Source organism: Streptomyces sp. NPDC088812 (assembly GCF_044750285.1).
Taxonomy (GTDB): Bacteria; Actinomycetota; Actinomycetes; order Streptomycetales; family Streptomycetaceae; genus Streptomyces.
The window spans coordinates 1-17,026 of the sequence record NZ_JBIVJP010000022.1 but is presented as its reverse complement, the minus strand read 5'-3'; the positions used below and the strand labels follow the sequence as shown (position 1 = coordinate 17,026).

Here is a 17,026-nt window from a genome sequence, read left to right as displayed (position 1 = left end):
TTTCCTGGCTGGTTCGGCGCTGAACACGGGCGGGCGGACGGGTGAGGGGCTCACGGGTCGGGGGCGGGACGGGGGCGCCCGGGAGGGCTCAGGGGGTGAAGGAGACCGGGAGGTTCGCGGCCTTCGCCCCGGTCGGGGGCACCTGCAGGGACTTCAGGGTGAACTCCATGACCTGCTTGAAGACGGGACCGCAGATCTGGCCGCCGAAGTAGCTGCCCTCGGTGGCGTTCTGGATCGCGCAGTAGACGGTGACGCGGGGGTTGTCGGCGGGCGCGAACCCGGCGAAGGACGAGGTGTAGCCGTTGTACTTGCCGGTGGCCGGATCCACACGGTTGGCGGTGCCGGTCTTGCCCGCCACGCGGTAGCCGGGGATGCGCGCCTTGGCGCCGGTTCCCTCCTCGTCGTCCACGACCGACTCCAGCATCTGGGCGAGGGTCTTGGCCGTCTTCTCGCTGACCACCCGGGTCTTCTGCGGGGCCTCGGCCGCGGTGAAGCGTCCGTCGGGCCCCTTGGTGCCGCGTACCAGGGTCGGCTCGACGCGGACCCCGCCGTTGGCGATCGTCGAGTAGACGGAGGCCGCCTGGACGGCGTTGACGGAGACGCCCTGGCCGAAAGGAATCGTGTACTGCTGCGAGGTGGACCAGTCGTCGGGCGCCGCGAGGATGCCCTTGGTCTCGCCGGGGAAGCCGAGCCCGGTGTAGCTGCCGATGCCGAACTTGCGCAGGTAGGAGTAGAGGACCTCGTTCGCCTCGGCCTGCGTCCCGCCCAGCTGGCCGGTCGCCAGGATGGTGCCGATGTTGCTGGACTTGGCGAGCACGCCGTTGAGCGTGAGGTACCAGGTCGGGTGGTCGATGTCGTCCTGGAAGAGCCGGTCGCCGCGGTGCAGCCGGTTGGGCACGGTGACGTGTGTCAGGGGGGTGGCGGCGTTCTCCTCCAGCACCGCGGCCATCGACATGACCTTGGCGGTGGAGCCGGGCTCGTAGGCGTCCTGGAGGGCCGCGTTGCCGAGCGCCGCGGGGTCGGCGTCGGACAGGTCGTTGGGGTCGAAGCCGGGCGAGTTGGCCATGGCGAGGATCTCGCCGGTGCGGGTGTCCTGGACGACGACGTAGCCGCGGTCCGCCTTCGACTCCTCCACCTGCTCGGTGATGGCGTTCTGCGCGGCCCACTGGATGTCGCGGTCGATCGTCAGCTCGACGTCGGAACCGGGCACGGCGGGCGTCTCGGTGGAGCCCGCGGTGGGTACCTGGCGGCCGCCGGACTGGGCGTAGCGGATCTTGCCGTCCTTGCCGGTCAGGGTCGTGTTCAGCTGCTGCTCGACGCCTCCGCCGCCCTTGCCGTCGGCGTTGACCCAGCCCAGTATTCCGGCGGCGATGTCGCCGTTGGGGTACACGCGCTTGCTGCTGGGGACGGAGAAGACGCCGGCGAGGACGTTGACCGTGGAGCCGTCCGTCTCCGCCTTGGTGGCGAGCGCGGACTTCAGGTCCTTGATCTGCTTCCAGACCTGCGGGGTCTGGCGGCCGGCCAGCTTGGCGTAGCGGGCGTCCTCGTCCTCCGGCCGCAGCTTCGCGACGAGGTCGGACTGCTCCTGGCCGAGGATCGGCGCGAGGAGCGCGGCCGCCTGCTCGGGACCGTCGTCGATCTTCAGCTGCTTGCGCGCGAACATCGTCGGGTCGGCGGTGATGTCGTAGGCGTCCTCGCTGGTCGCCAGGGCCACGCCGGAGCGGTCGGTGATCTCACCGCGCTCGGCGGCCAGCACCTGTCCGACGTACCGGTTCTGCTCCGCGGCGGCGGCGTACGTGCTCGCGTCGACGGCCTGCACCTGGAGCAGCCGCACGACGAAGGCGGTCAGCACCAGCGTCAGCGCGAGGCCCACCATCCGCAGGCGCGGCCGGGGGCTGCCGAGCCGGATGACACGGGGGGCCGCGGGCCGCGGCGCGGCCGGCCGGCGGGCCGGGCGGGCACCGGGCCCGGGGCGGCGCCGGGCCGCGGCGGGGCGCGAGGGCCGGGCGGGCCGGGCGGGGCCGGGCACGCGCCGGCGCGGCGGTTGCCTGTCGGACACTTCCGTCACCTGCCGGGGGTCGGGGGAAGGACTGGGGTGGGCGCTGCCGTCGGGGCGGGGGCCGCCGGGTAGGGGCCGGCCGCGGCCGCTGGGGACGGGGCGTCGGAGGCGGAGGTCACCGCGGACAGGCCGGTGGCGATCACCTCGGGGGGCCGTACGGCCCTGGCGGTGTCTGCCGAGGACCGCGGGGCGGCGGAGGGCACGCCCTTCACGGTGCCGTCCGGGTCGAGGAAGGCGGGGTCTCCGCCGGGCACCATGCCCAGTTCACGGGCGCGGCGCTGGAGCGCGTCCGGGGCCGAGTAGGAGTCGATGTCCCGCTGGAGCGCCTGTTCCTCGTCGGTGAGGGCCTTGGTCTCCTTCTCCAGGTCGTCCTTCCTGAACGACCCCTCGCTGAGTGCGGAGTTCAGCACCAGCAGACCGATGAGGCCGCCGCCGAGGAGCAGCACGACGAGCAGCACGAAGGGGGTGCGGGCGGCCTGACGCGGGCGGCCCGCCGGGAAGAGACGCGCAAGCCGGGCCGCCCTCCCCCTCAGTTCGGGTTTCCCGCTCACTCGCCCTCCCCTGGGTCGGAGTCACGAACCCACTCGGGCCGGGGTGTCCCCCGGCGTGCCCGCCTCACACCCGTCACTCAACGGCCTCCCTGATGCGCTCGGCCCCGCGCAGCCGGGCCGGAGCCGCCCGCCGGTTCTCGGCGATCTCTTCCTCGGTGGGAAGTTCGGCACCGCGCGTGAGCAGCTTGAGCCGCGGCTGGTAGCGCTCGGGCACGACCGGCAGTCCGGGCGGCGCGGTGGAGGCGGCTCCGGCCGCGAACACCTGCTTGACCATCCGGTCCTCCAGCGAGTGGTACGACAGCACGGCGATCCGCCCGCCGACGGCGAGGGCGCCGACCGCGCCCGGGATCGCGCGCTCCAGCACGGCGAGCTCACCGTTGACCTCGATGCGCAGGGCCTGGAAGGTGCGCTTGGCGGGGTTGCCGCCGGTCCGCTTGGCGGCCTGCGGCAGCGCGTCACGGATCAGCTCGACGAGCCGGGCGCTGTGCGTGAACGGCTCCTTCTCCCGTTCCCGCACGATCGCGGAGACGATCCGCTTGGCCTGCTTCTCCTCGCCGTAGGCCCGCAGGATGCGCACCAGTTCACCGGGCGGGTAGGTGTTGAGGACCTCGGCGGCGCTGATGCCGGTCGTCTGGTCCATGCGCATGTCGAGCGGGGCGTCCTGGGCGTAGGCGAACCCCCGCCCGGCCTCATCGAGTTGCATGGAGGAGACCCCGAGGTCGAACAGCACGCCCTGCACGCGCGGGCTGCCGAGGCGCTCCAGCACCTCGGGCAGTTCGTCGTACACGGCGTGCACGAGGGTGGCGCGGTCGCCGTAGGGCGCCAGCCGCTCGCCGGACAGGCGCAGTGCCTCGGTGTCGCGGTCGAGGGCGACGAGCCGGACGTCGGGGAACCGGGTGAGCAGGGCCTCGCTGTGCCCGCCGAGCCCGAGGGTGCAGTCGACGACGACGGCTCCGGGCCGCTCCAGGGCGGGGGCCAGCAGGTCCAGGCACCGCCGGAGCATCACCGGGACGTGCCGGGTCCGTCCCTCCGGTCGTGCGCCTTCGCCGTCGTTCGCATGCGCTTCGCGCCCCTCCACCTCTTGGGCCCTCTCAGATCCGGCGGGCCCGTCCGCACCGCCGGGTCCCCACGCTCCCCGGCGGACGCGGGGGTACCCCCGGTGACGGGAGGCCCGCCGGCGCCTCAGGCGTCAGCCGGCCGGGAGCGGGAGGAGGCCGAGCCGTACGTACGCGCCGCGCACGCGGGGAGATCTCCGGCTGCCGCGCCGGGGTCTCACGGGGAATTCACCAGCGGGAAGATCGTCGCCTCCCGCTTCGCGCCACTTTAGTCCACCCTGTCTCGCGGTCAATCAACCGGCCTGCGCGTCGCGGGCCCGCCGGGGCGCCAAGCGGTGTGCGGGCGGATTTCACCCGGTCGGCCGCGGCACGCTCCCTCCTGTGGCTTACCTCACAGGCGCAAGGTGATGACGGCTTTTTCCCTTCTCACGAGAGGCCCGGAACGCCGGTGACCAGTAACGTCATGGCTATGACGACTTCTGCATCCGTACCCGTCGAGTCCGAAGGCGCCATAGGCGGCGGCACCGTCACCGACCGTCTGGTCGAGGCGAACGAGCGGTACGCCGCCCAGTTCGCCGACCCCGGCATGGACGCCCGCCCCGTGCTGCGGGTGGCCGTCGTGGCCTGCATGGACGCCCGCCTCGACCTGCACGCCGCCCTCGGCCTGGAACTCGGCGACTGTCACACCATCCGCAACGCGGGCGGCGTCGTCACCGACGACGTGATCCGCTCCCTCACCATCAGCCAGCGCAAGCTCGGCACCCGCAGCATCGTGCTCATCCACCACACCGGTTGCGGCCTTGAGTCGATCACCGAGGATTTCCGTAACGAACTGGAGATGGAGGTCGGTCAGCGTCCCGCCTGGGCCGTGGAGGCGTTCCGGGACGTCGACCAGGACGTACGGCAGTCGATGCAGCGGGTGCGCACCTCACCGTTCCTGCAGCACACCGACGACGTGCGCGGTTTCGTCTTCGACGTGAAGACCGGCCTGCTGCGCGAGATCGACCCGGGACAACCGGCCTGAGACCTGACATATCGCTGTCAGTTGTCCACGGGCGAGTGACACGAATCGGTAACGGCGGCAAGAATGCGGGAGTGGTGTCACGCGGGGTTCTCCCCGCGTGACGCCCGTGTTTCGGGGTGGGCCGGTCCGCGCAGCGTCGGCCCGGAGGAACGGGCCGAGGAGGGCCGGGTGACGACCTATGACGATCGAGCGAGCCTCACTGATCTGACCGCGACTGTGGAGCGTGTCCGCAGTTCGGTGGAGGGAGTGATCGAGGGCAAGCCCGAGGTCGTACGGCTTTCGCTGACCGTGCTGCTCGCCGAGGGCCATCTTCTGATCGAGGACGTCCCCGGCGTGGGCAAGACGATGCTCGCGAAGGCGCTGGCCCGTTCCATCGACTGTTCGGTGCGGCGCATCCAGTTCACGCCCGACCTGCTGCCGTCGGACATCACCGGCGTGTCGATCTGGGACCAGCAGCGCCGCGACTTCGAGTTCAAGCCGGGCGCGATCTTCGCGCAGATCGTGATCGGCGACGAGATCAACCGCGCCTCGCCCAAGACCCAGTCCGCGCTGCTGGAGTCCCTGGAGGAGCGCCAGGTCACCATCGACGGGCAGTCCTACGAGCTGCCCAGCCCGTTCATGGTGGTGGCCACGCAGAACCCGATCGAGATGGAGGGCACCTACCCGCTGCCCGAGGCCCAGCGCGACCGCTTCATGGCGCGCGTCTCCATCGGCTACCCGAGCCCCGAGGCCGAGTTGCAGATGCTCGACGTGCACGGCGGGGTGAGCCCGCTGGACGACCTCCAGCCGGTGGCGCACGCGCATGAGATCGTCAAGCTGATCGACGCCGTCCGCGGGGTGCACGTCGCCGAGGCGGTCCGCAGGTACGCCGTCGACCTGGTCGCCGCCACCCGCACCCACCCCGACCTCAGACTCGGCGCCTCGCCGCGCGCGACGCTGCACCTGCTGCGCGCGGCGAAGGCGTCCGCCGCGCTCTGCGGCCGGGACTACGCGCTGCCGGACGACGTGCAGCAGCTCGCCGTGGCCGTCCTGGCCCACCGTCTGCTGCCCACCGCACAGGCCCAGCTCAACCGCCGTACGGCCGAGCAGGTCGTCGAGGAGATCCTCCAGCGCACACCGGTGCCCGCGGTTTCCGGGCAGCAGCGCGGCCACGGCTTCGGGGCCGGCGCGCAGGCCTTCGACCAGCAGCCGCCGCGGAGGCTGTGATGGCCTCCGGCGGGACCGGGCGGGGCGAGGCCGAACGCGACGAGCGGGGCGGCGCCCGCACCGCGCTGGCCGGCCTCACCACCCGCGGCCGCTCCTTCCTGGCCGCCGGCATCGCGGCCGCCGTCTGCGCCTACGTGCTCGGGCAGCCGGACCTGCTGCGGGTGGGGCTGCTGCTGGCCGCGCTGCCCCTGGTCTGCGCGGCCGTGGTCTACCGCACCCGCTACCGGGTCTCCGGCAGCCGCCGGCTGGCGCCCGCGCGGGTGCCCGCCGGCAGCGAGGCGCGGGTCCACCTGCGCATGGACAACGTCTCCCGGCTGCCCACGGGCCTGCTGATGCTCCAGGACCGGGTGCCCTACGTGCTCGGGCCGCGCCCCCGTTTCGTGCTCGACCGGGTGGAGCCGGGCGGCCGCCGCGAGGTGTCCTACCGGGTCCGCTCCGACCTGCGCGGCCGCTACCCGCTGGGCCCCCTCCAGCTGCGGCTGAACGACCCGTTCGGGATGTGCGAGCTGACCCGCTCCTTCTCGACGTACGACACCCTGACGGTGGTCCCGCGCGTGGAGCCGCTGCCGCCGGTGCCGCTCAGCGGTGACGCCAAGGGGTACGGCGACGGGCGGCAGCGCTCCCTGGCGCTGGCCGGCGAGGACGACGTGATCCCGCGCGGCTACCGCTACGGCGACGACCTGCGGCGCGTTCACTGGCGTTCCACGGCCCGCTACGGCGAGCTGATGGTGCGCCGCGAGGAGCAGCCCCGGCGCGCGCGCTGCACCGTGCTCCTCGACACCCGCGCGCTCGCCTTCCGGGGCGCGGGCCCCGACTCGGCCTTCGAGTGGGCGGTCTCGGCCGCCGCGTCCGTGCTGGTGCACATGCTGGAGCGGGGCTTCTCCGTGCGGCTGCTGACCGACACGGGCAGCTCGGTGCCCGGCGAGGGCGCCGACGGGTTCGCCGGGGCGAGCCAGGGGTCGGCGGACGCGGCCGGGCTGATGATGGACACCCTCGCCGTGATCGACCACTCCGACGGCACCGGTCTGTCGCCGGCCTACGACGTGCTGCGCGGCGGCGACGAGGGGCTGCTGGTGGCGTTCCTCGGGGAGCTCGACGAGGAGCAGGCCGCGGTGGCCGCGAGGATGCGGCGGCGCAGCGGGGGTGCCGTCGCCTTCCTGCTGGACGGCGACGGCTGGGGGCGTGAACCGAATGCCGGGCCCGATCCGATGAACAGGACACAGGAGCGGCTGCGCATGCTGCGCGAGGCGGGGTGGACGGCCCTGAGCGTGCCGCGGGGCGCCGCGCTGGGCGAGCTGTGGCGCCGGGCGGACGGCGAGCGCTCCGGCGTGGTGACGGCGGGCGGCGGGACGAGCGGCAGGGGGGCGGGATCATGAGCGGGCGGGCGCGGCTCACCCTGTGTTCGGCGGCGGCCACGCTGGCGGCGTCGAGCGCCCTGCTGCCCCTGGTCGACCGGCTGGTCTGGGTCGTGCAGGCCGCGTTCCTGCTGGCCGTCCAGTCCCTGGCGGGCGCGGCGGTGCGGCGGGCCCCGCTGGCCCGGCCGCTGACCGTCCTGGCCCAGGCGCTGGTCACGCTGGTGCTGCTCACCGTGGTGTTCGCCCGGGAGTACGCCCTCGTCGGGCTGGTCCCCGGCCCGGAGGCGTTCCAGCACTTCGCCGACCTGCTGCGGGCCGGCGCGGACGACGTGGGGCGATACGCGATCCCGGCCCCGCTGTCCGACGGCATCCGGCTGATGCTGGTCGGCGGGGTGCTGGTGATCGGTCTGGTGGTGGACAGCCTCGCGGTGACCTACCGCAACGCGGCTCCGGCCGGCCTGCCGCTGCTCGCCCTGTACTCGATCGCCGCGGGCCTGTCCGACGGAGCGGCCGACTGGGTGTGGTTCCTGGTCGCCGCCGCGGGATACCTGACGATGCTGCTGGCCGAGGGCCGGGAGCGGCTCTCGCAGTGGGGCCGGGTCTTCGGCGGCGGCCCGCGCGCCGCGGGGGGACCGTCCGCCCCGGCGGCCCCGGTGGCCCCGGTGCGCACCGGGCGGCGGATCGGCGCGGTCGCCCTGGGCGTGGCCCTGGTGGTGCCGCTGCTGCCGCTGCCCGCGATCGACGGCGGCCTGCTGGACGGCGCCGGCACCGGAGTGGGGGCGGGCAGCGGCGGCGGGGGCACGATCTCCGCGGTCAACCCGCTGGTGTCCCTGCGCGACAGCCTGAACGTGGACGAGGACCGCACGGTTCTGACCCTGCGCACCAGCTCCGCCGACGTCTCGGGGCTGTACCTGCGGATCGTCTCCCTGGACGACTTCGACGGCACCACGTGGAAGCCGTCGAAGCGGACCATCGTCGCCGTGCCGGACGAGCTGCCCACGCCCACCGGCCTGAGCCCGGACGTCCAGCGCTCGCGGATCACCACCCGGGTCTCGGCCGCCGGCTGGTACGCCCAGGACTGGCTGCCGATGCCGTACCCGCCGAGCGGTGTCCGGATCGACGGCAACTGGCGGTACGAACCGGTCGGCATGGCCCTCGTCGGCGACCACGGCGAGACCACGCGCGGCAAGACGTACCAGGTCGACAGCCTCGACGTGCGGCCGACGGCACAGCAGCTGGCCTCGGCGCCGGAGGCCCCCGGGGCGATCCGCGGCGAGTACACCGAGGTGCCGGACTCGCTTCCGGCGGTGGTGGAGCGCACGGCCCGCGCGGTGACCGAGGGGGCGGCGAACGACTACGAGCGTGCGGTGGCGCTGCAGGACTGGTTCGCGGTGACGGGCGGCTTCGAGTACGACACCGAGGTGGAGGTCGGCGGCGGCACGAACGCGATCGCCCGGTTCCTCCGCGACAAGCAGGGCTTCTGCGTGCACTTCTCGTTCGCGATGGCGGCGATGGCGCGCACGCTGGGCATCCCGGCCCGGGTCGCGGTGGGCTTCGCGCCCGGCTCGCCGCAGGCGGACGGTTCGGTGGTGGTGGGCCTGAAGGACGCGCACGCCTGGCCGGAACTGTACTTCGAGGGGGTGGGCTGGACCCGCTTCGAGCCGACCCCGACGCGGGGCACGACGCCCTCGTACACCGTCCCGGAGGTGTCGGGCGACGCCGTCCCGGAGCTGCCGCAGGCGTCGGCCCCGGCGGACGCGTCCCCGTCGGCGGAGCCGTCGGAGAGCACGAGCTGCTCGGCGGTCGACCGGCAGCTCGACGGCTGCGCCGGCGCGCTGCCGCAGGACCCGGCGGAGCAGGGCGGCGGGGGCACCCCGTGGTACCGGACCGCCGGCTGGACCCTGCTGGGGGTTGCGGCCCTGATGGTTCCGCTGCTCCCGATGCTGTGGCGGCGCAGACGCCGCGCGGTGCGGCTGGCGTCGGCCCGGCACACCGGGTCCGCCGGAACCGGCCCGGGAGCGGGCGCCCGCGGGACCGGCGGCGGGCACGGTCCGGGCGCCGGCGCCGGTCCGGCGGTGCTGCCGGACGTGCCGTCGCACGAGGCCGCGGAGGCGGCCGTCGGGCATGTGCTGGCGGTGTGGCGGGAGCTCACCGACACGGCCTGGGACTACGGCATCGCCCCCGACGAGGCGCTGACGCCCCGCCGGGCGGCCGAGCGGATCGTCCGGCTCGGTGAGCTGGACGAGGCGGCGGCCCGCTCGGTGCACCGGGTCGCGGGCGCCGTGGAGCAGGTGCTGTACGCGCCTAAGCCACGTGCCGAAGCAGGCTTGGCCGACGAGGTGCGCGGGGTGGGGGCGGCCCTGCGCGCGCGGGCCGGCCGGCGTGCGCGGCTGCGTGCGGTGCTGGCACCGCGTTCGGCCGTCCGTGCGGTCTGGGAGCTCACGGACCGGTGGACGGCCCTGCGGGCGGCCGGGGCGGCCCGGTGGGCGGCCCTGACCCGCCGCGCGTCACCGTCCGGACACGAGGACGGCTGACAGCGCCCGGCGCGTGCCGGGAGGAACGGCGGGCGGCGGGGCGCGCTCTGAGTCCCGCGGGCGGAGGAACCGGGGGGCGGCGGGTGCTCCGAGCCCCGCGGGCCCGGAGGAACGGGGGGCGGCGGGTGCTCCGAGCCCCGCGGGCCCGGAGGAACGGGGGGCGGCGGGTGCTCCGAGCCCCGCGGGCCGGTGGGAGGCGGTGAGCTTCCTGAGCCCCTCGGGCCGGTCCGAGCGGTCGGCCGGTGGCAGCGGCGGTGGCCTCGCGGCGCGGGGCCACGGGGAGCGCTGCGTTCGGCCCCCGTCCCGGGAGTGATCCAGGACCGGGGGCCCCCGAACGCTGGGGGATGCGATGCTCCCGGAGGCCGTTCGCTGTGGGGCGGGCGGGGCCGGCTGGGCCGCCGGGTCCGCCGGGTCCGCCGGGCGGGCAACGGGGGCCGCGCAAGGCTGGGCGAGACCGGCTGGGCCGGGCGGTGGCGGCGGGTGGCGCATGCGTGAGGGGGGTGACCACCCGACCGGGTGGTCACCCCCCTCACCGAAGTCGTGGCACGAGCTGTACGGCCCTGCCGGACGCCGGGGCAGAATTCAGTGGCCGTGGCCACCCTGCTCGTCACGGCGGCGCTGCCAGCGCTGCTCGATCCGGTCCATCATGGAGCGCTTCGCCCGTCCCTGACCGCGGGCGTGCGGGGCTCCCGTCGGCTGTTCACCGGGTTTGGGGGCCTTGCGCCAGCCGGTCACGGCGAGAACCGCGCACCCCAGCATGACGAGGAATCCCACCACGCTGAGCCAGACCTGCTTGGCGACCATGCCGGCCATGAGGAGCGCGATACCCACCAGGAAGCCCGCGACTGCCTGGTAGACCCGCCGCCGGGTGTACGTACGCAGCCCGCTTCCCTCGAGCGCCGACGCGAACTTGGGATCTTCGGCGTACAGCGCTCGCTCCATCTGCTCGAGCATGCGCTGCTCGTGCTCCGAGAGCGGCACGGAGTCCTCCTCATCGTGCAGTCGCCGGGGCGACCCGGGGGGTCCCTTCAGGATAGGCAGGGAATCGCCCCCGTGAAACCCGCCCCTCTGCGCCAATTGGCCAACCGGAGCCCGTCATGGACGTCCCGGTCCGCTGACATCTCCATTCCCCAGCGGCCGACCCGTCATGCCGGGCGGTCTCCCTCGATCATACGGCGCACAGCGCTCGAACGGGGGGCCTGTGGCGTACTCCATGTGCGGCCAAGTCGCTGATCAGCGGCGCGTCCCGGGAGGGCGCTCAGGTACCGTCCGTCGCCCGCGTCTCACCGAGCACGTGGAGCTGCGTGGCCACGGAGTGGAAGGCGGGCAGCTCGGCCGCCGCCTCCTCCAGCTTCAGCAGGGCTTCCAGGGCGCCGGGCTCGGTGTCCACGAGCACGCCGGGGACGAGGTCGGCGAAGACGCGCACGCCGTGCACGGCGGCGACCCTGAGTCCGGCGCCCTCGACCAGTCCGGTCAGCTGCTCGGCGGTGAAGCGGTGGGGCACGGGGTCGCCCTCGCCCCAGCGGCCGTCCGGGTCGGCGAGGGCCTGGCGGGCCTCCTTGAAGTGGCCGGCGAGGGCCCGGGCGAGGACGGCTCCGCCGAGGCCGGCGGCGAGCAGGCTGAGGACGCCCTCGGAGCGCAGCGCGGCCACCGCGTTGCGGACGCCCTCGGCCGGGTCGTCGACGTACTCCAGGACGCCGTGGCACAGGACGGCGTCGTAGCCGCCGCGCTCGGCGACGTCGAAGAGGCCGTGGGCGTCGCCCTGCACACCGCGCACCCGGTCGGCGACGCCGGCCTCGGCGGCGCGGCGCTCCAGGGCGAACAGCGCGTTGGGGCTGGGGTCGACGACGGTGACCCGGTGCCCGAGGCGGGCGGCGGGCACGGCGAAGTTGCCGCTGCCGCCTCCCGTGTCGAGGACGTCCAGCGACTCACGCCCCGTTGCCTTGACCCGGCGGTCGAGGGCGTCCCGGAGGACCTCCCAGACCACGGCGGTACGGAGAGAGGCGCGGGGGCGCATCGGGTCCGGCACGGCAGTTGACTCCTCGGCGCGGCACCGCCTCTTGCGCGGCGGAGCGAACGGGGTACCTTCCCGGCCCCGGGCTGCGGGGGGAGGGAAGGTCTCAGGCGTCTTCCACCCTATTGCCTTCCGTACCGCGCCTGGTCACTGCGGTGCGCACGGGTCGCGGGGGCGGGCGCCACCGGCGGGGCGCGGTCCGGCGTCCGGTGCACCGGCGCAGGGGGCGGGCCGTACGCACGGCGCGGATCACGTCCTCCTCACCCCGCGTCCGGCATGCCCCGGCCCGGCTCCGGGCCGTCCGGTCCGCCCCCGGCGCCCGGCGTATCCGGTTCCTCGCTCTCCCGGCGGGGCGGGGGCAGAACCGGCTGGAGGACCAGCAGGCGCTCCACCAGACCGAGGAACATCGCCACGTCGCGTATCAGGTCGTCGGCGTCGCGGCGGCTGGCCGCGCCCCGGATGCCGGCCTCGGCCCGGGCGCGGCGCCCGGCGCCGGAGGCGAACAGGGCGCTCCACTCGGTGAGTTCGGGCGCGATCTCGGGGAGCACTTCCCAGGCGCTCCGGATGCGGGCGCGGCGCCTGGGTGTGGTCTCGGGCCGTCCGCGCGCGGCGAGCACGGCGGCGGCGGTGCGCAGGGCCGCGAGGTGGGCCGTGGCGTACCGCTCGTTGGGGGTCTCGAGGACGGTCGCCTCGTCCAGTCCGGCGCGGGCCTGGGCGAGCAGGTCGAGGGCGGCGGGCGGGGCCGTGGTCCGGCGCAGCACGGGGTGCACATCGCTCGCCGGGCCGGTCAGTGAGGGGGCAGGGCCGGTACCGCGGTGCCGACGGGCGGCTGCTGCGTGGTGGCTGGCCATGACGAACCTCCTGTCGTCTGGGTGACGGCACACCTACTACGGGTGCCGTATGTGCCCATCGTGCGGTATGCCACTGACAATCCGTTCTGACCTGGGCTTTTGCTTCGACCGAAGGTTCGGGCTAGTTTTTGCACTGACCAGTCAGTTCAAAATGAGTCTCGACAGGGGGAAGCGTGACCGGGGACGGAGACGGAGTCCGCGTCACGGCCGAGGGCTTCGGACTGCGCGGCCCGCGCGGGTGGGCGTTCCGGGACGTCGGTCTCGACGCGGAGCCCGGCTCGCTGATCGTGATCGAGGGCGCTTCCGGCTCCGGCCGGACCAGCCTGCTGCTGGCGCTCACCGGCCGGATGAGGGCGACGGAGGGCACCGCGACCGTGGGCACCGCACGGCTGCCGGGGCACCTGGCGGCGGTGCGCCGGATCAGCGCCCTGGCCCACGTCGCCGGAGTCACCGACCTCGACCCGGCCCTGACCGTCGGCGAGCACCTGCGCGAACGGGCGCTGCTGGAGCGGCGGTTCACCGGGTCCGTACGGGAGCTGCTGCGGCCGCGCGCGGAGAAGGCGGCCGGGACGAAGCGGTGCGTGGACGCCGCGCTGGCCGCGGCCGGGCTCGACCCGGAGGCCCTGTCCAAGGGCTCCCGGACCGCCGTGCGCGATCTGGAGCGGCTGGAGGCCCTGCGGCTCTCCGTGGCGCTGGCGCTCGTCGGCCGGCCGCGGCTGCTCGGTGTCGACGACGCCGACCTGAAGCTGTCCGAGGCCGAACGGGCCGACGTGCACGCGCTGTTCGCGTCCCTCACCGAGGCCGGCACGACGGTGCTCGCGGTCTGCGGGGAGGCTTCCGAGGGCGCCGTCACGGTCGCCACCCGCGGCCCCCGCCACGCACCGGCGGACGACCACGCCGACCGGGACGCGCCTGACGAGCCCGACCGGCCCGACGACGCAGCCGGGACAGGCGGCACGAGCTGCACGAACTGCATGAAGGGCACGACCGGCACGGACGACAAGGAGGACCCGGCGGATGCGCTCGCCGAAACTGGCCGCGCTTGAGCTGCGCCGCTTCGGCCGGGGGAGGCTCCCCCGGGCCGCGCTGGTGGCGCTCCTGCTGCTGCCCCTGCTCTACGGCGCGCTGTACCTGTGGTCCTTCTGGGACCCCTACGGCCGCCTCGACCGCATCCCCGTGGCCCTGGTGAACGACGACGAGGGCGCGACCGCCGACGGCCGCAGGATCACCGCCGGGGACGACATCACCGAAGAGCTGCGCGACAGCGAGGTCTTCGACTGGCACCAGGTGAGCGCGGCGCGGGCACGCGCGGGTGTGGAGGACGGGACGTACTACCTGTCGCTGACCATGCCCGCCGACTTCAGCCGGCGGATCGCCTCCGGCGCGGGCGACTCCCCCGAGACCGGCGCCCTGCGGGTGCGCACCAACGACGCGAACAACTACATCGTCGGGCAGATCTCGCGGACGGTCTTCAGCGAGGTGCGCTCGGCCGCGTCGACGAAGGCGTCGCGCTCCTTCCTGGACCGGATCTTCATTTCGTTCTCCGACATCCACGGCCGGACGGTGGAGGCGGCCGACGGCGCCGACCAGCTCGAGGGAGGCCTCGGCAAGGCGGAACAGGGCTCCCAGGACCTCGCCGACGGGCTGAAGGACGCCAAGACCGGCAGCGGCAAGCTGTCCAAGGGCCTGACGAAGCTCGACAAGGGCGCCGGTGACCTGGAGGACGGCGCGCAGAAGGTCGCGGACGGCACCAAGGCCCTCGCCGACAAGGTCAACGCGGCCTACGCCAAGGCCGGGCCGTTCCTCGAGGACAACGAGAAGACCATCGGGGACACCGCCCAACTGGTCGCCGACTCCGCCCAGGTGATCCGCGGTCACCTCGCCACCCTGGTCAAGACGGCCCCCGCCGCCGCCGAGAGCGCCCACACCGCCTCCGACACCCTGGCCGGTGTCTACCGCACGCGGTGCGAGACCCCGGTGCTGCCCGACGCCGCCTGCGCCGACCTGGAGAAGGCGAGGGACGCGGCCGCCGACGTCGCGCTGGTCGCCGACGACGTCGACACGCTCGTCGCCGACCAGGACGGCGATCTGGAGGCGCTCCGCACCGACCTCGGCACGCTCCAGGAGCAGGCCCAGGCACTCGCCGACCGCGCCCCGCACCTCTCGGAGGACATCGCCGACGCCGTGTCCCGGATCAACGCGCTCGACAAGGGGGCCGCCGAGGTCGCCGCGGGCGCCGAGAAGCTCCACACCGGCCTCGGCACCGCCGGGACCGGGGCCGCGGACCTCGACGAGGGCGTCGGCAAGCTCAAGACCGGCGCCGAGGACCTCGACGACGGCTTGTACAAGCTGGTCGACGGCTCCGTGAAGCTCGCCGGCGGGCTGCGCGACGGCGCCGCGCAGATCCCCGACTACGACGAGCAGGACCGCGACGCGCGCACGGCCGTCATGGCGGACCCCGTGCAGCTCGCGACGCAGGACCTGCACAAGGCGCCCAACTACGGCACCGGATTCGCCCCGTACTTCATCCCGTTGTCGCTGTGGGTGGGCGCGATGGTGGCGTACATGCTGATCCCGCCGTTGAACCGGCGCGCGCTCGCGGCGGGCGCCTCGGCCTGGCGGATCGCACTGGCGGGCTGGCTGCCGGTGGTGGCGGTCGGAGTGCTGCAGACGGCGGCCCTGATGGCGGTGCTGCACTGGGCGATCGGCCTGGACATGGCACGGGCGGCCGGCACGGTGGGCTTCCTGTTCCTGGTGACGTCCTGCTTCGCGGCCCTGGTGCAGTGGCTCAACGCCCGCTTCGGCGCGGCGGGCCGCATCCTCGTCCTCGCCCTGCTGATGCTCCAGCTGACCTCGGCGGGCGGCACCTACCCGGTGCAGACGAGCCCCGGCTTCTTCACCGCGCTCCACCCCTTCCTGCCGATGAGCTACGTGGTCGAGGCGCTGCGCCGGCTCATCACGGGCGGTGGTCTGCAACCGGTGTGGCACGCGTGCGTGGTGCTGACCGCCTTCACCGCGGGCGCCCTCGCGCTGACCGCCGTGTCCGCGCGCCGCCGCCAGGTGTGGACACTGGACCGGCTGCACCCGGAGCTCACGCTGTGACCACGCGGGCGGGGCTCCCGGGCGGCCGGGCACCTGTGAGAATCGGGGGCATGGACAGCACCACCACGCCGGGCGGCCGCACCCGCCGCGAGGCCACCCGGCAGAAGCTCTACGAGGCGGCCGTCACCCTCATCGCCGAGCAGGGCTTCTCCGCCACCACGGTGGACGAGATCGCCGAGCGGGCCGGCGTCGCGAAGGGCACGGTCTACTACAACTTCGCGAGCAAGTCGGTCCTCTTCGAGGAACTCCTGCGCCACGGCGTGGGCCTCCTCACCGCCTCGCTGAGGGAGGCGGCCGAGCGCACGGCGCGCGAGGGCGGCAGCCGGGTCGACGCCCTGGACGCGATGATCCGCGCGGGCCTGGTGTTCATCGACCGCTATCCGGCGTTCACCCAGCTGTACGTGGCCGAGCTGTGGCGCACCAACCGGGCCTGGCAGTCCACCCTGCTGGTGGTGCGGCAGGAGGCGGTCGCCGTCGTGGAGGGTGTCCTGCGCGAGGGCATCGAGCAGGGTGAGTTCAGCGACGAGATCGACGTGCCGCTGACGGCGGCCGCGCTGGTCGGCATGGTGCTGGTGGCCGCCCTGGACTGGCAGGCCTTCCAGCCGGAGCGCTCCCTGGACGACGTCCACGCGGCGCTGTCACGGCTGTTGCAGGGGCGCGTCAGCGGCCACCGCTAGAGACACGGAAGGCTCCGGGCTCCGGGCTCCGGGCTCCGGGCTCCGGGCTCCGGGCTCCGGCACGATGAAAGCGCCGGTGCGTGGCGGCCGCGTCCCCCGCGGGCCACCACGCACCGGCGCTCCCCGTGCTCCCCCGTATCCCCATCCCCCGTCCCCCGTCCTCCCGATTCCCCGGGGTTTACCCCGGTTCCTCCCCCGTCCGGTCGTTCCCCGCTCCCCCGATCCCCGCTCCCCGTGCCTCGCTTCCGCCGACGGGGCCGGCGGAAGGAGCGGTCGAGGGCCGGCGCCGTTCCGCCGCCCCGTGCCGGCGGTGCCGGAGCCGAGCCCCTTCCCGTGCCTCCACTCTCCCGTCCGCGCAGGTGGCGCCCCATCCGCGGGCGTACTCATCTCCGCACCTGAGTAGCCGTACTCAGACCTGCGTCCTCACCCCCACGGCGGGGCGCGGCCGCCTGGTGACGGGAGCGCCCGTGCCGGTACCCACGCCGTCGGCCCGGTGCGCACCGGGGCCACCGCGTCACCGGCGGTGGTGGGCGCTAAAGTAGCGGGCAATGCACGGATTGCGGTGATCGGCGCCCGGATGGGCGCCCACGCGGGCGCC

Annotated in this window: 13 protein-coding genes; 7 read left to right on the top strand and 6 right to left on the bottom strand. The window is 74.4% G+C overall.

Annotated elements, in window-relative coordinates:
• Window positions 1-88 precede the first annotated feature (88 nt).
• From ACIP67_RS32250 to rsmH, 3 genes are all read right to left on the bottom strand, one after another.
• The gene (locus ACIP67_RS32250) at window positions 89-2,059 is read right to left on the bottom strand and encodes a peptidoglycan D,D-transpeptidase FtsI family protein (protein ID WP_401696492.1); all 1,971 of its coding nucleotides are present in this window, start codon (window positions 2,057-2,059) and stop codon (window positions 89-91) included.
• A 5-nt stretch (window positions 2,060-2,064) separates the two neighbouring features.
• Window positions 2,065-2,610, bottom strand: coding sequence for a septum formation initiator family protein (locus ACIP67_RS32245; RefSeq protein ID WP_401696490.1), 546 nt, complete (start codon window positions 2,608-2,610; stop codon window positions 2,065-2,067).
• Window positions 2,611-2,683: 73 nt separating this feature from the next.
• Entirely contained in the window at window positions 2,684-3,688 is a 1,005-nt protein-coding gene (gene rsmH / locus ACIP67_RS32240; RefSeq protein ID WP_401696488.1) for a 16S rRNA (cytosine(1402)-N(4))-methyltransferase RsmH, read from the bottom strand.
• 446 nt (window positions 3,689-4,134) lie between these two features.
• Between rsmH and ACIP67_RS32235 the strand changes: the two genes are divergently transcribed.
• The 4 genes from ACIP67_RS32235 to ACIP67_RS32220 all read left to right on the top strand — a co-directional run bounded on the left by ACIP67_RS32235 (window position 4,135) and on the right by ACIP67_RS32220 (window position 9,784).
• Window positions 4,135-4,689: a beta-class carbonic anhydrase gene (locus ACIP67_RS32235; RefSeq protein WP_401696486.1), complete on the top strand. Its 555-nt coding sequence runs from the start codon at window positions 4,135-4,137 to the stop codon at window positions 4,687-4,689.
• A 168-nt stretch (window positions 4,690-4,857) separates the two neighbouring features.
• The gene (locus tag ACIP67_RS32230) at window positions 4,858-5,895 is read left to right on the top strand and encodes an AAA family ATPase (RefSeq protein ID WP_401696485.1); all 1,038 of its coding nucleotides are present in this window, start codon (window positions 4,858-4,860) and stop codon (window positions 5,893-5,895) included.
• Window positions 5,895-7,271 (top strand): DUF58 domain-containing protein, encoded by a 1,377-nt coding sequence (locus ACIP67_RS32225; protein ID WP_401696484.1) that lies wholly within the window; start codon window positions 5,895-5,897, stop codon window positions 7,269-7,271. The genes ACIP67_RS32230 and ACIP67_RS32225 overlap by 1 nt, the downstream gene beginning before the upstream one ends.
• On the top strand, window positions 7,268-9,784 hold the full coding sequence (locus ACIP67_RS32220; protein WP_401696482.1) for a DUF3488 and DUF4129 domain-containing transglutaminase family protein: 2,517 nt from the start codon (window positions 7,268-7,270) through the stop codon (window positions 9,782-9,784). Before ACIP67_RS32225 ends, ACIP67_RS32220 begins: the two co-directional genes overlap by 4 nt.
• A gap of 582 nt (window positions 9,785-10,366) precedes the next feature.
• Here ACIP67_RS32220 and ACIP67_RS32215 read toward each other — a convergent pair.
• From ACIP67_RS32215 to ACIP67_RS32205, 3 genes are all read right to left on the bottom strand, one after another.
• The gene (locus ACIP67_RS32215) at window positions 10,367-10,765 is read right to left on the bottom strand and encodes a DUF3040 domain-containing protein (protein ID WP_385076169.1); all 399 of its coding nucleotides are present in this window, start codon (window positions 10,763-10,765) and stop codon (window positions 10,367-10,369) included.
• Window positions 10,766-11,042: 277 nt separating this feature from the next.
• Entirely contained in the window at window positions 11,043-11,813 is a 771-nt protein-coding gene (locus tag ACIP67_RS32210) for a methyltransferase (RefSeq protein ID WP_401696480.1), read from the bottom strand.
• Window positions 11,814-12,058: 245 nt separating this feature from the next.
• Window positions 12,059-12,649 carry an SAV_6107 family HEPN domain-containing protein gene (locus ACIP67_RS32205; protein ID WP_401696479.1) on the bottom strand — a complete coding sequence of 197 codons (591 nt, stop codon included), beginning with the start codon at window positions 12,647-12,649 and terminating at the stop codon, window positions 12,059-12,061.
• A gap of 173 nt (window positions 12,650-12,822) precedes the next feature.
• Here ACIP67_RS32205 and ACIP67_RS32200 point away from each other — a divergent pair, with 173 nt between their 5' ends.
• The 3 genes from ACIP67_RS32200 to ACIP67_RS32190 are packed head-to-tail and all read left to right on the top strand — an operon-like array spanning window position 12,823 to window position 16,428.
• Complete coding sequence (locus ACIP67_RS32200) at window positions 12,823-13,695, top strand: ATP-binding cassette domain-containing protein (RefSeq protein WP_401696478.1); 873 nt, start codon at window positions 12,823-12,825, stop codon at window positions 13,693-13,695.
• On the top strand, window positions 13,667-15,751 hold the full coding sequence (locus ACIP67_RS32195; protein WP_401696477.1) for a YhgE/Pip family protein: 2,085 nt from the start codon (window positions 13,667-13,669) through the stop codon (window positions 15,749-15,751). Before ACIP67_RS32200 ends, ACIP67_RS32195 begins: the two co-directional genes overlap by 29 nt.
• A 50-nt stretch (window positions 15,752-15,801) precedes the next feature.
• Window positions 15,802-16,428 (top strand): TetR/AcrR family transcriptional regulator, encoded by a 627-nt coding sequence (locus ACIP67_RS32190; protein WP_385076155.1) that lies wholly within the window; start codon window positions 15,802-15,804, stop codon window positions 16,426-16,428.
• Window positions 16,429-17,026 lie beyond the last annotated feature (598 nt).

Excerpts from the sequence above, each read along its gene's own strand:
- ACIP67_RS32235 (WP_401696486.1), top strand. The coding sequence starts at position 4,135 with ATGACGACTTCTGCATCCGTACCCGTCGAGTCCGAAGGCGCCATAGGC.
- ACIP67_RS32225 (WP_401696484.1), top strand. The coding sequence starts at position 5,895 with ATGGCCTCCGGCGGGACCGGGCGGGGCGAGGCCGAACGCGACGAGCGG.
- ACIP67_RS32220 (WP_401696482.1), top strand. The coding sequence starts at position 7,268 with ATGAGCGGGCGGGCGCGGCTCACCCTGTGTTCGGCGGCGGCCACGCTG.
- ACIP67_RS32205 (WP_401696479.1), bottom strand. The coding sequence starts at position 12,649 with ATGGCCAGCCACCACGCAGCAGCCGCCCGTCGGCACCGCGGTACCGGC.
- ACIP67_RS32195 (WP_401696477.1), top strand. The coding sequence starts at position 13,667 with ATGCGCTCGCCGAAACTGGCCGCGCTTGAGCTGCGCCGCTTCGGCCGG.
- ACIP67_RS32190 (WP_385076155.1), top strand. The coding sequence starts at position 15,802 with ATGGACAGCACCACCACGCCGGGCGGCCGCACCCGCCGCGAGGCCACC.